This window comes from Nocardia bhagyanarayanae, assembly GCF_006716565.1.
GTDB classification, from domain to species: domain Bacteria; phylum Actinomycetota; class Actinomycetes; order Mycobacteriales; family Mycobacteriaceae; genus Nocardia; species Nocardia bhagyanarayanae.
Genome location: NZ_VFPG01000001.1, coordinates 1,470,828 through 1,488,138 on the forward strand (window position 1 = coordinate 1,470,828; position 17,311 = coordinate 1,488,138).

Below are 17,311 nucleotides of genomic sequence, written 5' to 3' on the forward strand. Positions count from 1 at the left end.
TCACTTCGGCGTGCCGACTTCGGCGCGCATCAGGTACACGTTGTAGGTGTCCCAGGCCGAGATGGTGAAGTACAGGTCCCGGCCCGAGGACCACGGGTGGATGAAGCCGCCGTAGGCCTTCGGGTAGTCCGAGGTGTTCACCAGCGGCACCGTATCGGTCCAGATGCCCTGCGGCGCAGCGGCTTCGCGCAGCACGATGGCGCCCTGGGCGGAATCCAGATACACCATCTGCCACTTCTCGGCGGCCTCGTCGTAGCGCACCGACACCTCGCTCGCGATGCCGAGGAACAGTGGCGTCGCGTGGTTTTCGATCGCGGGAGCCCAGGCGCCGTGCACCCAGTACTGATAGGCGGTCTTGTTGAGCACCTGGTCCTTCGGCACCCTGGCCAAGCCGACCACGCCGACCCGGCCGTTGGGCGTGCCGAACATGTAGACGTAGTCGCCCTGCGGGACCATGGCCGCGACCTGGAAGCGCCCCATCCCGAAGAGGTTGTCCCACCTGGCGTGCTGATCCTTGGTCCAGGTGCTGCCGTTGTCGTCGGAGTAGGCGATGCCGCCGTAGTTGGTGAACCACATGCCGGGCACGCGGCTCCACCTGTTCACGGACATGTAGCTCAGGTACTGGCGATTCCCGATCGCGAACCCGGAGGTCGGGATGACGGTGGTCTCCCAGTTCTTGATCTTGCGGCTGCTCAGGATCTCCGCCGCGTGGCAGCGGCTGTCCTGGACCATGGTGTCCAGCGTCAGTCCGTCGGACAGGTCGCGGTCGGTGCTGTAGGCCAGCACGTTGCTTCGCCAATCGGGGCCGCCCGCTCCGCCGGTGACCCAGCCCTCGCCGAAGGTGTCGCCGAAGACGACGGCGACCTCGCCGGGCTTGGTCTCCCACATCAGGCCGAGGTCGGTGCCGTCGACCTGCCAGCGCATATCGGTGCGGTTGTTCGATCCGTGCCCGGTCACCTGGCCGACCAGGTCGACCTTCCCCACCCACGGCGCGACGACGGCCTCGGCGACCGGTCCCGGTTCGATCGGGTGCAGGACCGGCGGCGGCGCGGGCTGCGGCTCGTCGCCGGGACCGCCGGGCACCGGAATCGGGATCGGCTCGATCTCGGGACGGAACTCGATGCGCGGCAACTGGATTCCGCCGTCGCCGGAACCGCTGCCCGAGCCCGAACCGCTGCCCGAGTCCGAGCTACCCGAGTCCGAGCTGCCCGAGCCCGCGCTGCCAGTGTCGGCGCTGCCGGAGCCGGAACCGCTGCCACTGCCGGAACTCGATCCGGTGCCACCGGGAACGGGCGCCTCGGGCGTCTGCGGTTCCGCCGCTTCGATATCCGGCTTCGGTGTGTCGCGGATGTCGGGGCACGGGTTGCGGCACGGATCCTCGGGCAGCGGCTCCGGAACGATCCTCGTCTTGTCCTGCGGCGGATCCGGTACGGGCACCGGCGTGATCTCCGGGATCGGCACGGGGATGTCGATCTGCGGCGGGAGCACGATCGGCGGTGGCGGCGGCAGGCTCGGATCGGGCTCGCGGGCCAGTGGATCGAATCCCGTTTCGCCGCAGAGATTCACGGGCGGCGGCGCCCACGGATGCGGCGCGGCCTGCGCGGGCGCGGGGACCGAGAGGACCCCCGCGAGCAGCACACCGAAGAGCGCTGGGGATTCCAGCTTCCGCGGCAGCGCTCCCATACCTGTTGACTCCCTGGTCGAATCGGTCGCAGCATGATCAACTTACCGGAACCGGGGGCCCGCGGCCGGGCGCCGTGCGGTGCCGATCCGAATCGCGCGGGAACCGGATCGAGGCGGGCCGCGTCCAAGCAGATATGAACGACATCGAGTACGGCTTCGGGACGGGCGACGGCGCCGTCCACGTCTGGTCGTCACCCGCCGATCTCGACCTGGCCCGCACCGGCACGGCCGACGCCATCCAACTGGATTTCGACGGCGACGGCCTCGCCGACGACGCACTGTGGGATTCGCACGGCACCGGCATCGCCGACGTCGCGGCGCTGGACCTGGACGACGACGGGGTGCTCGACCACTTCTATACCGACCCCACCGGCCTCGGTACCTGGAACCACCAGATCACCGGTGCGGCGGCCGACGCGGGCAGCGAACCGCTCGACTGGATCGTGCGCAGCGGGCCGGATCCGCTCACCGCCCCGCAGAATGCCGCCGCCCCAGCCGTCACCGAAGCGCTCGCCGACTACCCGATTCCACCGGAGCCGATCGCACACGGCGGCCCGTTGGATCATCCCGCGCCGGGGCAGGCGACCCCGTTCGACCAGCCGATTCCGCCCAATCGCCCTGAGCCGCCGTACGATTCGGCGACGCTCGCCGAGCATCCGATCCGGTCCGACCGCCCGGCCCACGCCGCGTCGGTGCCGCTGCCGACCGAGAGCACACCGATCACCGAACCACCCGCTACGAACGACCTGCTGGAAGATTCCCGCTACTGATCCGTGGGTGCACCCGGTGCCGCGCGCGGGCGGTTCTACCCTCTCGTCCGCCGCCGACTGTTCAACGCGATCGCGAGAATCCCCAACCCGTACCCGACCGCGCCCGCGACCACCACGGGCAGCGAGCGCCCGTCGTCCGGGACCACCAGCGCGGCCAGCGCGATGGCGAGGACGAACGCGATGTTGAAGACCGTGTCCTGGAGGGCGAACACCTGCCCGCGCCTGGCGTCGTCGATATCTATCTGCATGGTGGCGTCGCCGGTGAGTTTGATCGTCTGCCCGGCCAGCCCGAACAGGAAGGCGCCCGCGAGCAGTAGTTGATGCGCGCGCTGGGCCGCCGCGCCCGCCTCGGCGACGGCGATCGGCGTCACCAAGGTCAGCTGAACGATCATCGCGGCGACGAGCCCGGCGACCACTGTGCGCGAACGACCCAAACGCGGGATCACCACCGGCGCGACGACGGCGGCGACCAGCATGCCGCCCGCCGTCGCGGCGATCGCCACGCCGAACCCGATCAGGCCGCTGCTCAGTCCGGAACCCTCGGGCGCCTGCCGCAGCACAAGCACCATGATCAGCGTGTTCGCGCCGAACACCACGCGGTGCGTGCCGATGCCAACCATCGCCGTGGTCACCGAGACCGACTGCCACACCGCCCGCGCGCCGGTGCGCAATCCGGTGAGGATCGCGTGCACGGTGCTCTCGTGGACCGCACTGCCGTCCTCCGGTCCGAGCACGCCGTGCCGGAACCCGGCCGCGAGCAACGCACCGAGCACCGACCCCACTCCGCTGATCGCGACGGCGACGGCCGAAGCGAAATCGCCCGCCCCGATCACTCCGATGACGGCCACCGCGACCGCCGCGCCCGCGCCCGCGCACCCGGAGGCGACGGTGGCGAGCACCGAATTCATCGGCACCAGCCACTGCTGCGCGAGCACCCTCGGCAACGCCGCCGAGACGCCCGCCATCACGAACCTGCTGATGCCGACGACGGCCAGCGCCAGCAACAGCAGCGGCGGCTCGGCGATCCCGGCGACCAGGCCGACGCTCGTCACGCCGATCAGAACGCCGCGCAGCACATTCGCCACCAGCAGCACCGCGCGCCGGTCCCAGCGGTCCAACAGCGCACCGGCATAGGGCCCGATCAGCGAATACGGCAGCAGCAGGACGGCGAAGCCCGCGGCGATGGCCAGCGGATCGGTCTCGCGCTCGGGATTGAAAAGGATCGCTCCGGAGAGCGCGGCCTGGAACATGCCGTCGCCGAACTGTCCGGCGAAGCGCACGATCGCCAATCGCAGCACGCCCGGACTCTCGCGCAGCGCCGTACGCAATGGAACGCGCGGCGCGTCGGCGGGCGGGCTGTCTTCCTGGCGACCGATCGACACCGCCTCGATTGTGCCCTGTTCGTCTCAGCCCGAGCTGACCAGGGAACTGACCGCCGCCCGCATATCCGTCGTCATCGGTAGTTCGTCGAGCGCGCTCGCGTCGATCCAGGCGAAGGCGTCGTGTTCGCCGGGCGCGAGCGCCACCTCGCCCGGCTCCACCTCGACCAGGAAGCTGAACTTGCGCACCCGCGGCTTGGTGCGGGTGGCGTAATCGATGCCGCCGAGGAACTCGGTGATGCTGCGCACCCGCAGCCCGGTCTCCTCGAAGAGCTCCCGCGCCACGCACTCGGCGAAGGTCTCCCCCGATTCCACGCCGCCGCCGGGCAGTTCGTACATGCCCCCGTGATAGTCGTCGGGCACCCGCCGGACCACGAGCAGCTTCCGGTCGCGGAAGACCGCGACACCGACCACGAAATCGCCGATGCCGTCGCGGCGCGCCTCGGCGCGGAGCTGTCGCTCGATGCGATCGAGCGCTTCCGGTCGCATTCGGCTCTCACCTCCGGTTCCGTTGGGGCGCTTCGTGTTACGAACCCGGTGCCGTCGGGAAGGGGCTCCGTCGCCGGTAACCCTACGTGTCCCGTCCCCGCTTCACCGCACCGGTAGGTATTGCTCGCCTGCCGTTCACCCGCTGGTCGCTCGCGTAAAATGCCGAGTGCAGGACAATTTACTAGGAATCAGGAGTACCGCGACCTCGAGTGCTCCTACCCTGAAAGGTGATCGGTGCACGGTCGGAGAGAGGAGGACCCCGATGTCCACACTCACGACGCCTCACATCGATATCCACCGTGGCGGCGACCGCATGAAAACGCGGGTGTCCTGGTTGGATTCGAAGCATTCGTTCTCCTTCGGTGAGCACTACGACCCGGAGAACACCCATCACGGCCTGCTGCTGGTGAACAACGAGGACATCGTGCTGCCCGGGCAGGGTTTCGACACACACCCGCACCGGGACATGGAGATCGTCACCTGGGTGCTCGGCGGCAGCCTGGTGCACCAGGACTCGCTCGGACACAGTGGCGTCATCTACCCCGGCCTCGCCCAGCGGATGAGCGCGGGCACCGGCATCCTGCATTCGGAGAAGAACGACTCGTGGCGGCTGGACGACAGTGCCGAGCACCAGGAGCCCGTGCATTTCGTGCAGATGTGGGTGGTCCCCGACGAGCCGGGCCTGACTCCCGGCTACCAGCAGCTGGAAATCGATGACGAACTGGCGGGCGGCGGTCTGGTCACGGTGGCCTCGGGCCTGCCGCGCTACCGCGATCGCGCCGCGATCGCCATCAACAGCAGCCACTCCGCGCTGCACGTCGCCCGCATGCCCGGTGCGGAGCCGGGCGCTGCGCCGCAGGTGATCGACCTGCCCGACGCACCGTACCTGCACCTGTTCGTCGCCCGCGGCGAGGTCGAGATGGAGGACGTCGGCCCGCTGTACGAGGGCGACGCCGTGCGGCTGACGCGCAGCGGCGGCCAGCGGATCACCGCGCACGGTCCGGCCGAGATCCTGGTCTGGGAGATGCACGCGCGACTCGGCGGGCAATGAGCGGTCCACCGTACGGTTTGCCCTATTAACATCCGAGCGTAGGGAGCGCGATCAGTAGGCGACCGCCGCGCAGCGCACCCGCAGGACCCGCGAGACCCGCAGCGAGTTCCCCAGCGGCACCGACTGAGAGGAAGTCCATGTCGCAATATCCCCCGCCCGGCCAATACCCGCCGCCCGGGCAGTATCCGCCACCACCGGGCGGATATCCGCCGCCGGGACAGGGTGGCTACTGGCAGGAATCGCCGAAGGGCAAGGGCCTGGCCATCACCGCGTTGGTGCTCGGCATTCTGGCGCTGCTCACCTTCTGGTCCATTCTCGGCGGCGTCCTGTTCGGGCTGTTCGGACTGATCTTCGGCATCATCGCGTTCGTCAAGGCGCGCAAGGGAACCGCGGGCGGCACCGGTATGGCCGTCACCGGTCTGGTCTTGAGCGTGCTCGCGCTGATCGGCACGATCCTCATCGCCATCGTCGGCTGGAGTTTCTTCGTCGATTCCGGCGGCAAGGATTTCATCGACTGCCTGGACAAGGCGGGCAACGATCAGGCCAAGATCGACGAGTGCGAGCGGAAGTGGAACCAGAACATCGAGGACCGCTTCAGCGTGACGTTGACGCCGCGGCCGACGCCGTAGCCGAACTCACTTGTCTCTGGACGGGATCGCCGCGGTCCTGGTAGCGGCGATCACCTCGGGTAGCTCTGGCCGGTAGTCCATATCCGGCCGCGCGATCCAGGTGCGGTAGCCGCTGTGTTCGTCGGCGGGCGAGGGCAGCACGATCCGGCTGCCGGGCAGGGCGACCGAGGCGCAGACCCGGAACAGGTCCGCGAAAAGGGCCATGTCCAAATAGGAGTTGTCGGTCGGTCCGGTCAGGAAGGTCCAGCGTCCGGAACGCGGGTGCCCGATGATCGGTCCGCCGCGTCGCCCGCCCGCGGTGAGCAGCGCGCGAACTTTCGTGCCGAGCGAGGCGGGCATGACGACCGCGCCGACGGCGCCGACCTCGAGCATGATGCGGCCGAGCGCCGGGTCCACCACGGCGTAGAGGCCGTTGTCCTTGCGGTAGTGGCGGCAGCGGGCGAACGCGTCCTGGGTCGCCGAGTACTCGGGAGCGGCCGCGTGCGATGGCGAGGCGTCCGGTTGCCCGAGCGGACCGTGACTGCCTGATTCGGTGCGGAACGTGCTCATGACGAACCTCGCCTCGATGCGGAGTGAACGTGACGGGTGAATCGGCCGCTGGTGTCGACCCTAGTCCTGGGCAATCGGGTTGACAATAGTCACACGCTGGCGTGTTGCGCAGGCGTAGCATCGCGTGTCATGGCACCCGTCTCGCCTACCGTCGCGCGTTGGGAACTGGTGCTGCGCCTTCGCGAACTGCGCGAGCAGCGCGGCTTCGACTCCGCGACCTTCGCCAAGCGGGTCGGCTTCACCCCGGCGAACTGGTCGCACGTGGAGAAGGGCAGGCGCGTGCTCACCGGCAACACCATCGGTCCCGTCCTGGAGCTGCTGGAAGTCACCGCCGAGGAGCGCACCGAGTTGCTCGCCCTGCTGGACGCGAGCAAACAGCGCGGGTGGTGGGCCAAGTCCTCCGCGCTGATCGGCCCCGAGTTGCAGCGGCTGTACGGCATGGAGCACGGCGCGCAGAGCATCCGCAGCTACGACAGCCTCATCGTGCCGGGTCTGCTGCAGACCGAGGCCTACGCTCGCGCGCTCATCAGCGCCGACGTGATGATCCGTCCGGTGCAGGTCGAACAGCTGGTGTCCATTCGCATGCGCCGGCAGGATCGGCTGCGCGGACCGGACCGCGTCGAACTCACCGCCGTCATCGGCGAGGCCGCGTTGCTGCAGCAGACCGGCGGCCCAGCGGTGCTGCACGGCCAGCTCGAGCACCTGGCCAAGCTGATCGACGAGCTGGACAGCGTCGAGGTGCGCGTCATCCCGTTCTCCGCGACCGCGGGCGCAACCCTCGGTGGTTGCAGCTTCCACCTGATCGATTTCGCCGGCGTGCAGCTGCCGACCTTCGGCTGGGCCGAGAGCGCGGTGTTCGGCGGCGCGGTCGACGATCCCGATCTGGTGCGCGATCTGAGCTTCGCCTACCTGCGCGCGCTGGAGCAATCGCTGACCCGTGACGAGTCATTGGCCCTGATCAGGCGGCACGCGCTCGGGTAAAATCCTGCCCATGGCCACCACCGCTAGCCCCCGGCCGGGCTCCACCGGCTGGTTCACGTCGAGCCGATCGAACAACGGCAACCAATGCGTCGAGGTCAGGTTCGATGGTGATGCGGTGCTCATCCGTGACAGCAAATACCGCCGCAACCCGGCCAACCGCCCCGCCGAAGAGCCCATCATCACCGTCACAGCGAGCGCATGGACCTCGTTCCTGACCTTGCTCAACAGTGGACGACCGCACACCGACCTGGTAGTTCACACCGCCGCGGACGGCACCACCACGCTCCGCCACGGCGACGTCGCCCTCACCTACACCCCCGAAGAGTGGGAAGCCTTCCTCGCCGGCGCGTACGACGGCGAATTCGACCGCATCATCCTCCCCGCCTGATCGCACAGCCCCGGTCGCCCGCGCGGCCGGGGTTCACTCTGCGTGAACGTGCCGCGGCCCAGGCGGCTATCACCTCGCGGCGCCGCGCCCACTCGGCATACTGGAGATCGTGACTTCCGAACCGATCAGCCCGTCCGGCCTGGACCTGTCCCACCTCGACGACGCCGTGCGCGTGCAGGACGACCTGTTCGCGCATGTCAACGGCAAATGGCTGGACGAATATCGGATTCCGGCCGACCGCGCGGTCGACGGCGCGTTCCGCGCGCTGTACGACCAAGCCGAGCTGGACGTTCAGGCCATCATTCAGAACGCCGCCGCCGCGGGCGCCGAGCCGGGCAGCGACGCGCGCAAGATCGGCGACCTGTACGCCAGCTTCATGGATACCGAGACCGTCGCCGCCGCCGGGCTCGCGCCGATCTCCGGCGAACTCGCCGCCGTGCACGAGGTCGCCGACCGCGGCGCCTTCGCGGCGCTGCTCGGGCGGCTCCAGCGCACTGGTGTCGGCGGCGCGGTCGCCCTCTATGTCGACACCGACGACAAGGACTCCACCCGCTACCTGGTGCACGCCACCCAGTCCGGCATCGGCCTGCCCGACGAGTCCTATTACCGCCAGGACGAGTTCGCCGAGATCCGTACGAAGTACATCGCGCACATCGGCCGCATGTTCGCGCTCGCCGCCGCCGATCCGCGCATCGCCGCGCTGCTGCCGGAGGATCTGGACACGATCGGGCAGCGGGTGTTCGAGCTGGAGCGCAAGCTGGCCGCCGGCCACTGGGACGTGGTTCGCCGCCGGGACGCCGAACGCAGCTACAACCTGGTCACGTTCGACGCGCTGGTCGCCGAGAATCCCGAATTCGATTGGCACGCGTGGGCTTCGGCGCTCGCCGAGGGCGTCGACAAGCCGGTCGCTGAGTTGTTCGGCGAGGTGGTGGCCCGTCAGCCCTCCTACCTGCGCACCTTCGCGCAGACCTGGGCCGAGGCGGATCTCGCCGACTGGCGGGCGTGGGCGGCGTGGCGTGTGCTGCGTTCGCGCGCAGCGTATCTCACCGAAGAACTGGTCGAGGAGAACTTCGACTTCTACGGCCGCACGCTCACCGGCGCCCAGGAGAACCGGGAGCGCTGGAAGCGCGGTGTCTCCCTCGTGCAGGAACTGCTCGGCGAGGCGGTCGGCAAACTGTATGTGGCCGAACACTTTCCGCCCGAAGCGAAGGCCCGGATGGTCGAGCTGGTCGAGAATCTCCAGGAGGCCTACCGCCGCAACATCTCCGAGCTGGAGTGGATGGGTCCGGACACCAGGAAGGCCGCGCTGGCCAAACTGGAGAAGTTCACCCCGAAGATCGGCTACCCGGAGCGCTGGCGCGACTACTCCGCCGTGGTCATCGATCCCGCGGACCTGGTCGGCAACTATCGCAGCGGCTACGCGGCCGAGCACGATCGCGAACTGAACAAGCTCGGCGGACCGGTCGACCGGGACGAGTGGTTCATGACCCCGCAGACGGTCAACGCCTACTACAACCCGGGCATGAACGAGATCGTCTTCCCCGCGGCGATTCTGCAGCCGCCGTTCTTCGACATGAACGCCGACGACGCGGCCAATTACGGCGGCATCGGCGCGGTGATCGGTCACGAGATCGGCCACGGCTTCGACGATCAGGGCGCCAAGTACGACGGCGACGGCAACATGATCGACTGGTGGACCGACGCCGACCGCGCGGAGTTCGCCAAGCGCACCAAGGCGCTGATCGACCAGTACAACGTGCTCTCCCCGAAGGAGCTGCCCGACGAGCACACCGTCAACGGCGAATTCACCATCGGCGAGAACATCGGCGATCTCGGCGGTCTCTCCATCGCGCTCGAGGCGTACAAGATCTCGCTGAAGGGCGCCGAGCCCCCGGTCATCGACGGTCTCACCGGACTGCAGCGCGTCTTCTACGGCTGGGCCCAGGTCTGGCGGACCAAGGCCCGCACCGAGGAGGCCATCCGCCGCCTCGCCGTCGATCCGCACTCGCCGCCCGAATTCCGGTGCAACGCCGTCGTCCGCAACATCGACAGCTTCCACGAAGCCTTCGACGTCCGCCCCGGCGATGCCCTCTACCTGGAACCCGCCGAACGCGTGAAGATCTGGTAGCGCCGGAAAGGGTTCAGCGAAGGCGAGTTTCGGTCTCGGCGTCGAAGAACAAGACTTCGTCGGGCTTGGGCCGCAGTTGCAGCGGTGCGCCGAGGGCGGCGCGGAAGTGGTGGTCGACGCGGGCCACCACTTTGCCGGAGCGGCTGCGCCAGTCCTCGGAGATGCCGTGGCCGTAGACGAAGGATTCGGCGCCGAGTTCCCGGACGAGTTCGGCGTCGATCGCCAGGCTCGCCTCGGAATCGGTGGTGATCTCCCAGGATTCGGGGCGGATGCCGACGATGATGCGGGCATCCTTTCTCATGCTGCGCGGCAGCGGGATTCGCAGGTCGTCGAGTACCGCGGCGTCGTCGCGCACCGGTGCGTCGAGCAGATTCATGCCCGGCGAGCCGATGAAACCCGCGACGAACGCGTTGACCGGGTCGTCGTAGAGATCGCGCGGGGCGGCGAACTGCTGGAGGCTGCCCGCGCGGAGCACGGCGACCCGGTCGCCCACGGCCATCGCCTCGGCCTGATCATGGGTGGCGTAGACGGTGGTGGTGCCGAGGCGCTTCTGCAGGGAGACGATCTGGGGCCAGGTGCTCACCCGTAGCTCGGCGTCCAAGTTGGACAGGGGGTCGTCCATGCACAAGACCTGCGGCTTGCGCGCGATCACCCGCGCCAGCGCGACGCGCTGGCGTTCCCCGTCGGAGAGTTTCGCGGGTTTGCGGTCGAGCAGATCCTCGAGCTCGAGCAGCTTGGCGGCCTCGTCGACCCGGACCTGGGCGTCGGCCTCGGTGACGCCCGCGTCGCGGAGCGCGAAGCCCATGTTCTGCGCGACGGTCATGTTCGGGTAGAGCGCGTAGCTGCCGAACACCATCGCCACGTCGCGGGCATGCGGCGGCAACTCGGTGACGTCCCGCTCGCCGATCAGGATGCGCCCGTGCTCCACCGTCGCCAGCCCGGCGAGCATGCGCAGGCTGGTGGACTTACCGCAGGCCGACGGCCCCACCAGCACGACGAACTCCCCGTCGGCGATCTCGATCTGCAAGTCGTCGACGGTGGGCGTCGGCGCACCGGAATATCGGTGCGTCACCCGGTCGAAAAGCACCGTCGCCATGCTGTCGTCTCCTCGTGTCGTCGCGGAACTTACTCGGGCAGTTTCGGTGTGATCCGCCGGTCGGCAATCGACCGCGACAGCTCGGCGAAATTCGCGAAAGTCGTTGCCGGATCGCCATTTCGCAGGCCTTTCTGCGCCAATCGTGTTCCGATGGTCCGGTCGCCGCCCGGCACGAACACCCGTGCGAATTCCGGCCATTCGGTCCGCGGCGGCTGTTCGATCGCATCGGGATTCTCGGCCGGGATTCGCTGATCGCTCGGATCGTTCGCCGCGGATTTCCGCTCGGGCAGGTAACCGGTGTCTGCGAGAAATAGGCGGCGCGCTCGGTATCGGTGCCGAATTCCATGAACCCGAGCGCGTCGGCCGAGCGCCCGTAGCGCCGCCACGGCCCGCCCCGAAACCCCTTGCCGCGGGGTCGCGGCAGCACTCGTTCCGGCCGTATTCGCACGCCGAAAACTTTACGACGTGAACAGCAAATGATCGGTGAACATCGCCCGGCGGCGCGTTGAACGTGCGACCAGTCCGGCGGTGCGACAGCGAATCGCGAACCCCGGGCGGCTATTTCGCGGCGGAGCGAGCTGTAGAGACGAAAACGCCGACCGCGCGGAAGTGCGCGGTCGGCGTTTCGGTGGCTATCGGCCGGATATCAGTTCCAGTCGCCCAGGCCGTCGCGCGAGTTCAGCGTCCCGCCGTCGGTGTTCTGCACGATGACCGGATCGCCCTTCTGCGCGTTCTCGAAGAACCAGCGGGCGTTCTCGGTGCTCACGTTCAGGCAGCCGTGGCTGACGTTCGACACGCCCTGCTGGCCGACCGACCACGGGGCGGCGTGCACGAAGATGCCGCTGTTGGAGATGCGGGTGGCGTACTCGACCTCGAGCTTGTAGCCCTCGGGGGCGTCGATCGGGACGCCGTAGGTCGACGAGTCCATGATCATCTTGCGCTGGCGCTCGCCGACGATGTAGATGCCGTTCGGGGTCTCGTACTTGGGCTTGCCCATCGAGACCGGCATCTCCATCACGACCTCGCCGTTGCGGGTGACGGTCACGGTCTTGGTGGTGTCGTCCGCGGTGGTGATCAGCGCGTCGCCGATGCGGAACGAGCTGGTCGTGCCGCCCGCGACCACCGTCACGTCGGTGTTGTCCGGCCAGAAGTCGTTCGGCCGCCAGCGCACCTGCTTGTCGCTGAACCAGTAGAAGTGGCCGGGCGCATCCTTCGACGAGGTGACCTTGATGGCCTTCTCGGCGGTGGCGTGATCGGTCACCGGTTCCTGGAAGGTGATGATGATCGGCTGCGCGACGCCGACCGTCTCGCCGTCGGCGATGTTGATGCTCGGCGGCGCGAAGTTGGCCTCGGGGGCGGGATCGGTGGCCGCGGCCGCCGATCCGGAACCGACTCCGGGGAGGCCCGGCTCGGCCTGAGCGGGAGCGACGATCATGGCACCGGCCGCCGCGATCGCCGCGGACAAGAGAACGCCCCGCCGGATCCGGCGGGCTAGCCGTCCTTCCTCGCGGAAAGTCGACAGCGTTCTGTTGTTCGAAGCGGCATGCATAGGTTATTCGTCCATTCCAGCTCTCGCGCGCGCGTACGCGGGCGAGATGTCTCATCGGTGTGGTGCTCTGCGCCCGCGCACGAACGTCACGGGTCCATCGGAGCTGCCACGGATACTGACGGGGGCCTTCGAAGCACCCCACGGGTATTGACGCCCGACCCCGTTCATTCCTACCGTCCGGATGCGACAGCTAGCCAGTGCCAATATCCGGTTATTCGGCCTCTCGGCCAGATGTGTTCTGAGACACATCGACCATTGCCGGACAGTGGGTTTGGGCAAACGGCCCGGTCAGGTCCGCAAGTCCGATGCAAGTGCGGCAACCTGCGGTCCGTCCGGTTTTGTGCAAGATCAAACACTTTCGTGACCGAAATCACGCCAGCACGTCGAAGGGGATCGACCGACGCGGTCCCGTCGCGATGTTGTGCGGCACGGAGAGCGGCGCACGCCCGCGCGCGTGGCGCGGCGGCAGCGCGAGCCGCACGCGGCCGAGCACAGTGGCGAGCACGATCCGCAGTTCGTAGTCGGCCAGGCTCGCCCCGACGCAGCGCCGGTGTCCGCCGCCGAAGGGTGCGAACTCGAACGGGCCGTAGCGACCGTCCAGGAACCGTTCGGGGCGGAACCGCTCGGGATCGTCCCAAATGTCCGGGTCGGTGTGCAGCAAGGGTAGCGCGAGCCCCATCGTGTCGCCCGCGGCCAAGCGGACGCCGCGCAGCGCGAACGGCTCGGTCACCCGGCGCAGGACGATCGGCACCGGCGGACGCAGGCGCAGCGTCTCCTGGCACACGGCGTCCAGGTACGGCAGCGCCGCGATTTCCACGGGTGATTCGCCCGCCTCGCGCAACTCCGCGCGCAGCCTGCGCAGCGCTTCCGGTGTCCGGTGCAGGTGGTACAGCGCCCAGACCAGGCTCGTCGCCGTGGTCTCGTGCCCGGCGACCAACAAGGTGCGCAGCTGATCGCCGAGTTCGGCGTCGGCGGGTGCGCCGCCGTGGCGCGCGCTCAGCAGCAGGCCGAGGATGTCGGAGTCGTCTTGGCGCGCAGTGCTTTCGCGCGCGGCGAGGTCTTCGCGGATCAGTCGATCCAAGCGGGCGCGCGCCGCGACGAACCGATCCCACGGCGCGCGGCCGAACGCACCGCGCCGCAGGGCGGGCGCCAGCAGCAGCGGGCCCGAGAACGCGGTGAGGAACTCGGTGATCGCGGCGGTGTACGCGGCCCGTCGCTCGCGGGCGCGCACACCGAAGACCGCCTCCAGGATCACTCGCAGGGTGATCGACCGCGCCGCCGCGCGCGAATCGACGCGCGTACCAGGACGCCACGGCGCCGGACCGTCGCCGATCTCGTCCAGCGTCGCGGTCCGGATCAGTTCGCCGTAGGCGCGGATTCGCGCGCCGTGGAAGGCGGGCGCGAGCAAGGTCCGGTCCCGTCGGTGCGCGGCGCCCGAGGTCAGGATCAGCGAGGCCGGTCCGACCAGCGGCTCGATGGGATTCGGCCGCGGCGGTTCGAGCAGCTCGATCGGCGCGCGGAACAGTTCACGCGCGCCCGCGGGTGTTCCCGTGAACAGCACCGCGCCGAAGCCGGGGAACCTGACGTAGAACGGATCGCCCTCGCGCGCCCGCCGCCACCGGAAGTACCGCTCGAAATCCAGCCCGGCCGCGAGCGCGTGCAGCGCGAACAACCGCGGCGGAGCCGGTGCTGCGGTCTCGGTCGCCATGCCCTTACCTACGAGACGCCCACGGCGGCGGTTCGAGCGGCTTGCTCAGTGCAACGCGGCCCAGCGGCCGAACGGTGTCGCCAGGCAGGACGCACCGGTGGCCGCGTTCCACGCGAAGGCCGCGGATCCGAGGCACACCACGGTGCGTTCCTCGCTGCTGACCTGTGCGTGCGAGCCTTCGAAGGCGATCGAGACCGCGAGCGTCCTGCCGTCCGCCGCGTCGGGATCGACGATCGAGGTCAGCGCCAGCGCGTCCGGGCCGAAGCCGAGCGCGACCGGAATCCCGCCCGCGCCCTCGCTGGCGCCGATGCCGCCCGCCCCGCCGATGCCGAACGCCGTCGCGCCTGCGGTCGCGCGGGCGTAACCCACCCCGTCGAAACCGGCCGATCGAGCTTGCCCGTCCGGGTCGGTGGCGGCCCGGCACGCGGTCCGGCCATCGATGACGGTCACATCGGCACCGCGCTCCGAGCCGCAATGCACGGCGGTTGCCGAAGCGAGAGCCGGAAGTGCGAACGAGGACCCCACCGCGGCGGTCGAGCAGATGATCGCGCTGATCAGCTTCACGGTCTACCCCTTTCACACCGTAGGGCCCACCATACCCAGGTGGATCGGCTGCGCGGCCTTTCCGCAGCACGCCCCGGACTGTGTCCCTTTCGACTCGACTACCGCGTCCGTGATGGTGTATGCATGGCGTGATATTTGAAGATCAGGTCGTCAACTTCGGATTCTTACGGGGGTGTGAGTTCGGAGCGTTACAGCTCGGGAGGACTGTACGTGTCTCGTCAACTGCTATCCGGTCTCGCGCTCGCGCTCGGAACCGCCGCCACCGCGCTCACCTTGGTGGCCTGTAGCTCGACCATCGACGGCACCGCGCAGCCCGCGCTGGACAGCGGAACCATCGACGCCGTCAACACGAGCACCCCGAAGACGTCCGCGCCCAAGTCGAGCGGCAGGCCGACCTCCGGGCGCCCGACGCCGACCGGCGGCAGCACCGATTTCGAGGCGTCCATCGGCGACTGCGTCACCCTCGGCGGCACCACGACCAACGCCACCATCGCGAAGGCGTCCTGCGGCAGCCGCGCGTCCAACTACAAGGTCATCGGCAAGACCGAGACCAGCTCGGCTTGCCCGTCCGATCGCGACAACTACTACGCCGAGACCATCAACGGCGTGCAGCAGGGCGCGCTGTGCCTGGACATCGACTGGGTGGTCGGCGGCTGCATGGACGTCGGCGGTGACGACCCGAAGCGGATCGACTGCACCGAGCGCGGCACCCAGGGCGTTCGGGTGACCAGCATCGAGCAGGGCGTCAGCGACTCGGGCGCCTGCGCGAGCGGCATCGGATTCGAGTACGGCGAACGCGATTTCGTGGTCTGCGTCGAGGAACTCTGACCGCTAAGTTGGACCGGTGAGCACCACCCAGGAGCTACCCCGGTTGCATTCGGCGAGCGGCCGCTGGATTCTGCTCGCCACCATCCTCGGTTCCTCGGTCGCGTCGCTGGACGCCACCGTCGTCAACATCGCGCTGCCGCGCATCGGGGAGTCGCTCGACACCGATGTGGCCGGTCTGCAATGGACGCTCAACGGCTACACCCTGACGCTGGCCTCGTTCATCCTGCTCGGCGGCTCGCTCGGCGACAAGCTCGGCAGGCGCAAGGTCTTCGTCTGGGGCGCCGTCGGTTTCGCGGTCACCTCGGTGCTGTGCGCGGCGGCGGTGAACATCGAGATGCTGGTGGCGGCGCGGGTGTTGCAGGGCGTTGCGGGGGCGATGCTCACCCCGGGCAGCCTCGCGCTGATCTCCTCGTCGCTCGACGAACGCGACCGGGGCGCGGCGATCGGGCTGTGGTCCGGTTTCGGCGGTGTGGCGGGCGCGCTCGGGCCGTTCCTCGGTGGCTGGCTGATCGACTGGGTGGGCTGGCAGTCCATCTTCCTCATCAACGTGCCGCTGGTCGCCGTGGTCGTGGTCCTCGCGCTGCGCCACGTGCCGGAGAGCTTCGACCCGAATGCCCCCGCGCGGCTGGACATACCCGGCGCGGTGGTGGTCGCGCTGGCCCTCGGCGCGCTGACCTTCGGGCTGATCGACGCGATGCCGCTGCTGGCCCTGTCCGGCGTGCTGCTGCTCGCGGTCTTCGTGGTGATCGAGGTACGCAGCGACCATCCGCTGGTGCCGCCGGCGCTGTTCCGTTCCCGGGTGTTCACCGCGGCCAACCTGGTGACGCTGGCCGTCTACGCCGCGCTCGGCGGCGTCTTCTTCCTGCTCGTTATGGAGCTCCAGCTGGTGGCGGGCTACTCGCCGCTGATGTCCGGGTTGGCCACGGTGCCGATCACGCTGATCATGCTCGCGCTGTCCGCGCCCGCCGGGCGATGGGCCCAGGCGCACGGGCCGCGCGTCCCGATGACGCTCGGGCCCTTGCTGGCCGCGGCGGGATTGATCCTGCTGCTGCGCATCGGGCCGGCCGCCGGATACGTCGGCGACGTGCTGCCCGGCGTGGTGGTCTTCGGGCTCGGGCTCGCCGTGCTCGTCGCCCCGCTGACGGGCGCCGTGCTCGGCGCGGTGCCCGCGTCCGAGGCCGGGATCGCCTCCGGCGTGAACAACGCCGTGGCGCGGACCGCCCAGCTGCTCGCCGTCGCCGCGCTGCCCGGGTTGGCGGGGATCTCCGGCTCGCTCACCGACCCGGCCGCGTTCGACGACGGGTTCGAGACCGCGATGTGGATCTGCGTCGGGCTGCTGGCCGCCGGCGCGCTGATCGCCGCCGTGCTGCTTCGTCCGCCGCGCCGGGCGCCGGACCCCGCGAGCGTCGAGTGTCTGCCGCAGTGCGCGGTGGCGGGTCCGGCCGTCGCGCCGCGGCAACGGGTGACGCACTCCGCATAACGGAAAGGAGCGGGCGATGTCGCCCGCTCCTCGTCGTCT

General features: G+C 69.2%; 16 protein-coding genes. 8 read left to right on the plus strand and 8 right to left on the minus strand.

Going from position 1 to position 17,311, the window contains the following annotated elements; genetic code table 11:
• Window positions 1–1,683 (minus strand): glycoside hydrolase family 183 protein, encoded by a 1,683-nt coding sequence (locus tag FB390_RS06030; RefSeq protein ID WP_141808057.1) that lies wholly within the window; start codon window positions 1,681–1,683, stop codon window positions 1–3.
• A 134-nt stretch (window positions 1,684–1,817) separates the two neighbouring features.
• On the opposite strand from FB390_RS06030, the gene FB390_RS06035 reads away from it, so the two are divergent.
• Window positions 1,818–2,453 (plus strand): hypothetical protein, encoded by a 636-nt coding sequence (locus FB390_RS06035; protein ID WP_141808058.1) that lies wholly within the window; start codon window positions 1,818–1,820, stop codon window positions 2,451–2,453.
• Window positions 2,454–2,488: 35 nt separating this feature from the next.
• Here FB390_RS06035 and FB390_RS06040 read toward each other — a convergent pair whose 3' ends face one another.
• Window positions 2,489–3,835, minus strand: coding sequence for an MFS transporter (locus FB390_RS06040; protein ID WP_246123877.1), 1,347 nt, complete (start codon window positions 3,833–3,835; stop codon window positions 2,489–2,491).
• A 24-nt stretch (window positions 3,836–3,859) separates the two neighbouring features.
• Window positions 3,860–4,321 carry an NUDIX hydrolase gene (locus FB390_RS06045; protein ID WP_141808059.1) on the minus strand — a complete coding sequence of 154 codons (462 nt, stop codon included), beginning with the start codon at window positions 4,319–4,321 and terminating at the stop codon, window positions 3,860–3,862.
• A gap of 262 nt (window positions 4,322–4,583) precedes the next feature.
• On the opposite strand from FB390_RS06045, the gene FB390_RS06050 reads away from it, so the two are divergent.
• Window positions 4,584–5,372, plus strand: a complete 789-nt coding sequence (locus tag FB390_RS06050) for a pirin family protein (RefSeq protein ID WP_141808060.1) — start codon at window positions 4,584–4,586, stop codon at window positions 5,370–5,372.
• A 137-nt stretch (window positions 5,373–5,509) separates the two neighbouring features.
• The gene (locus FB390_RS06055) at window positions 5,510–6,001 is read left to right on the plus strand and encodes a DUF4190 domain-containing protein (protein WP_141808061.1); all 492 of its coding nucleotides are present in this window, start codon (window positions 5,510–5,512) and stop codon (window positions 5,999–6,001) included.
• 6 nt (window positions 6,002–6,007) lie between these two features.
• Here FB390_RS06055 and FB390_RS06060 read toward each other — a convergent pair whose 3' ends face one another.
• The gene (locus tag FB390_RS06060) at window positions 6,008–6,550 is read right to left on the minus strand and encodes a hypothetical protein (RefSeq protein ID WP_141808062.1); all 543 of its coding nucleotides are present in this window, start codon (window positions 6,548–6,550) and stop codon (window positions 6,008–6,010) included.
• A 129-nt stretch (window positions 6,551–6,679) separates the two neighbouring features.
• Here FB390_RS06060 and FB390_RS06065 point away from each other — a divergent pair, with 129 nt between their 5' ends.
• The 3 genes from FB390_RS06065 (at window position 6,680) to FB390_RS06075 (ending at window position 10,047) form a co-directional block, all read left to right on the plus strand.
• Window positions 6,680–7,531: a Scr1 family TA system antitoxin-like transcriptional regulator gene (locus FB390_RS06065; RefSeq protein ID WP_141808063.1), complete on the plus strand. Its 852-nt coding sequence runs from the start codon at window positions 6,680–6,682 to the stop codon at window positions 7,529–7,531.
• A 10-nt stretch (window positions 7,532–7,541) separates the two neighbouring features.
• Window positions 7,542–7,919, plus strand: a complete 378-nt coding sequence (locus tag FB390_RS06070) for a DUF397 domain-containing protein (protein WP_141808064.1) — start codon at window positions 7,542–7,544, stop codon at window positions 7,917–7,919.
• 100 nt (window positions 7,920–8,019) lie between these two features.
• Window positions 8,020–10,047, plus strand: coding sequence for a M13 family metallopeptidase (locus FB390_RS06075; RefSeq protein ID WP_425465897.1), 2,028 nt, complete (start codon window positions 8,020–8,022; stop codon window positions 10,045–10,047).
• 13 nt (window positions 10,048–10,060) lie between these two features.
• Here FB390_RS06075 and FB390_RS06080 read toward each other — a convergent pair whose 3' ends face one another.
• The 4 genes from FB390_RS06080 to FB390_RS06095 form a co-directional block, all read right to left on the minus strand.
• Window positions 10,061–11,143, minus strand: coding sequence for an ABC transporter ATP-binding protein (locus tag FB390_RS06080; protein WP_141808066.1), 1,083 nt, complete (start codon window positions 11,141–11,143; stop codon window positions 10,061–10,063).
• A 646-nt stretch (window positions 11,144–11,789) separates the two neighbouring features.
• Window positions 11,790–12,692, minus strand: coding sequence for a L,D-transpeptidase (locus FB390_RS06085; protein ID WP_141808067.1), 903 nt, complete (start codon window positions 12,690–12,692; stop codon window positions 11,790–11,792).
• Window positions 12,693–13,062: 370 nt separating this feature from the next.
• On the minus strand, window positions 13,063–14,400 hold the full coding sequence (locus FB390_RS06090) for a cytochrome P450 (protein ID WP_141808068.1): 1,338 nt from the start codon (window positions 14,398–14,400) through the stop codon (window positions 13,063–13,065).
• A 45-nt stretch (window positions 14,401–14,445) separates the two neighbouring features.
• Window positions 14,446–14,964: a DUF6764 family protein gene (locus FB390_RS06095; RefSeq protein WP_141808069.1), complete on the minus strand. Its 519-nt coding sequence runs from the start codon at window positions 14,962–14,964 to the stop codon at window positions 14,446–14,448.
• Window positions 14,965–15,174: 210 nt separating this feature from the next.
• On the opposite strand from FB390_RS06095, the gene lppU reads away from it, so the two are divergent.
• The gene (gene lppU, locus FB390_RS06100) at window positions 15,175–15,792 is read left to right on the plus strand and encodes an LppU family putative lipoprotein (RefSeq protein WP_185756954.1); all 618 of its coding nucleotides are present in this window, start codon (window positions 15,175–15,177) and stop codon (window positions 15,790–15,792) included.
• A gap of 16 nt (window positions 15,793–15,808) precedes the next feature.
• Window positions 15,809–17,272, plus strand: coding sequence for an MFS transporter (locus FB390_RS06105; RefSeq protein WP_141808070.1), 1,464 nt, complete (start codon window positions 15,809–15,811; stop codon window positions 17,270–17,272).
• The last annotated feature ends 39 nt before the right edge of the window (window positions 17,273–17,311 follow it).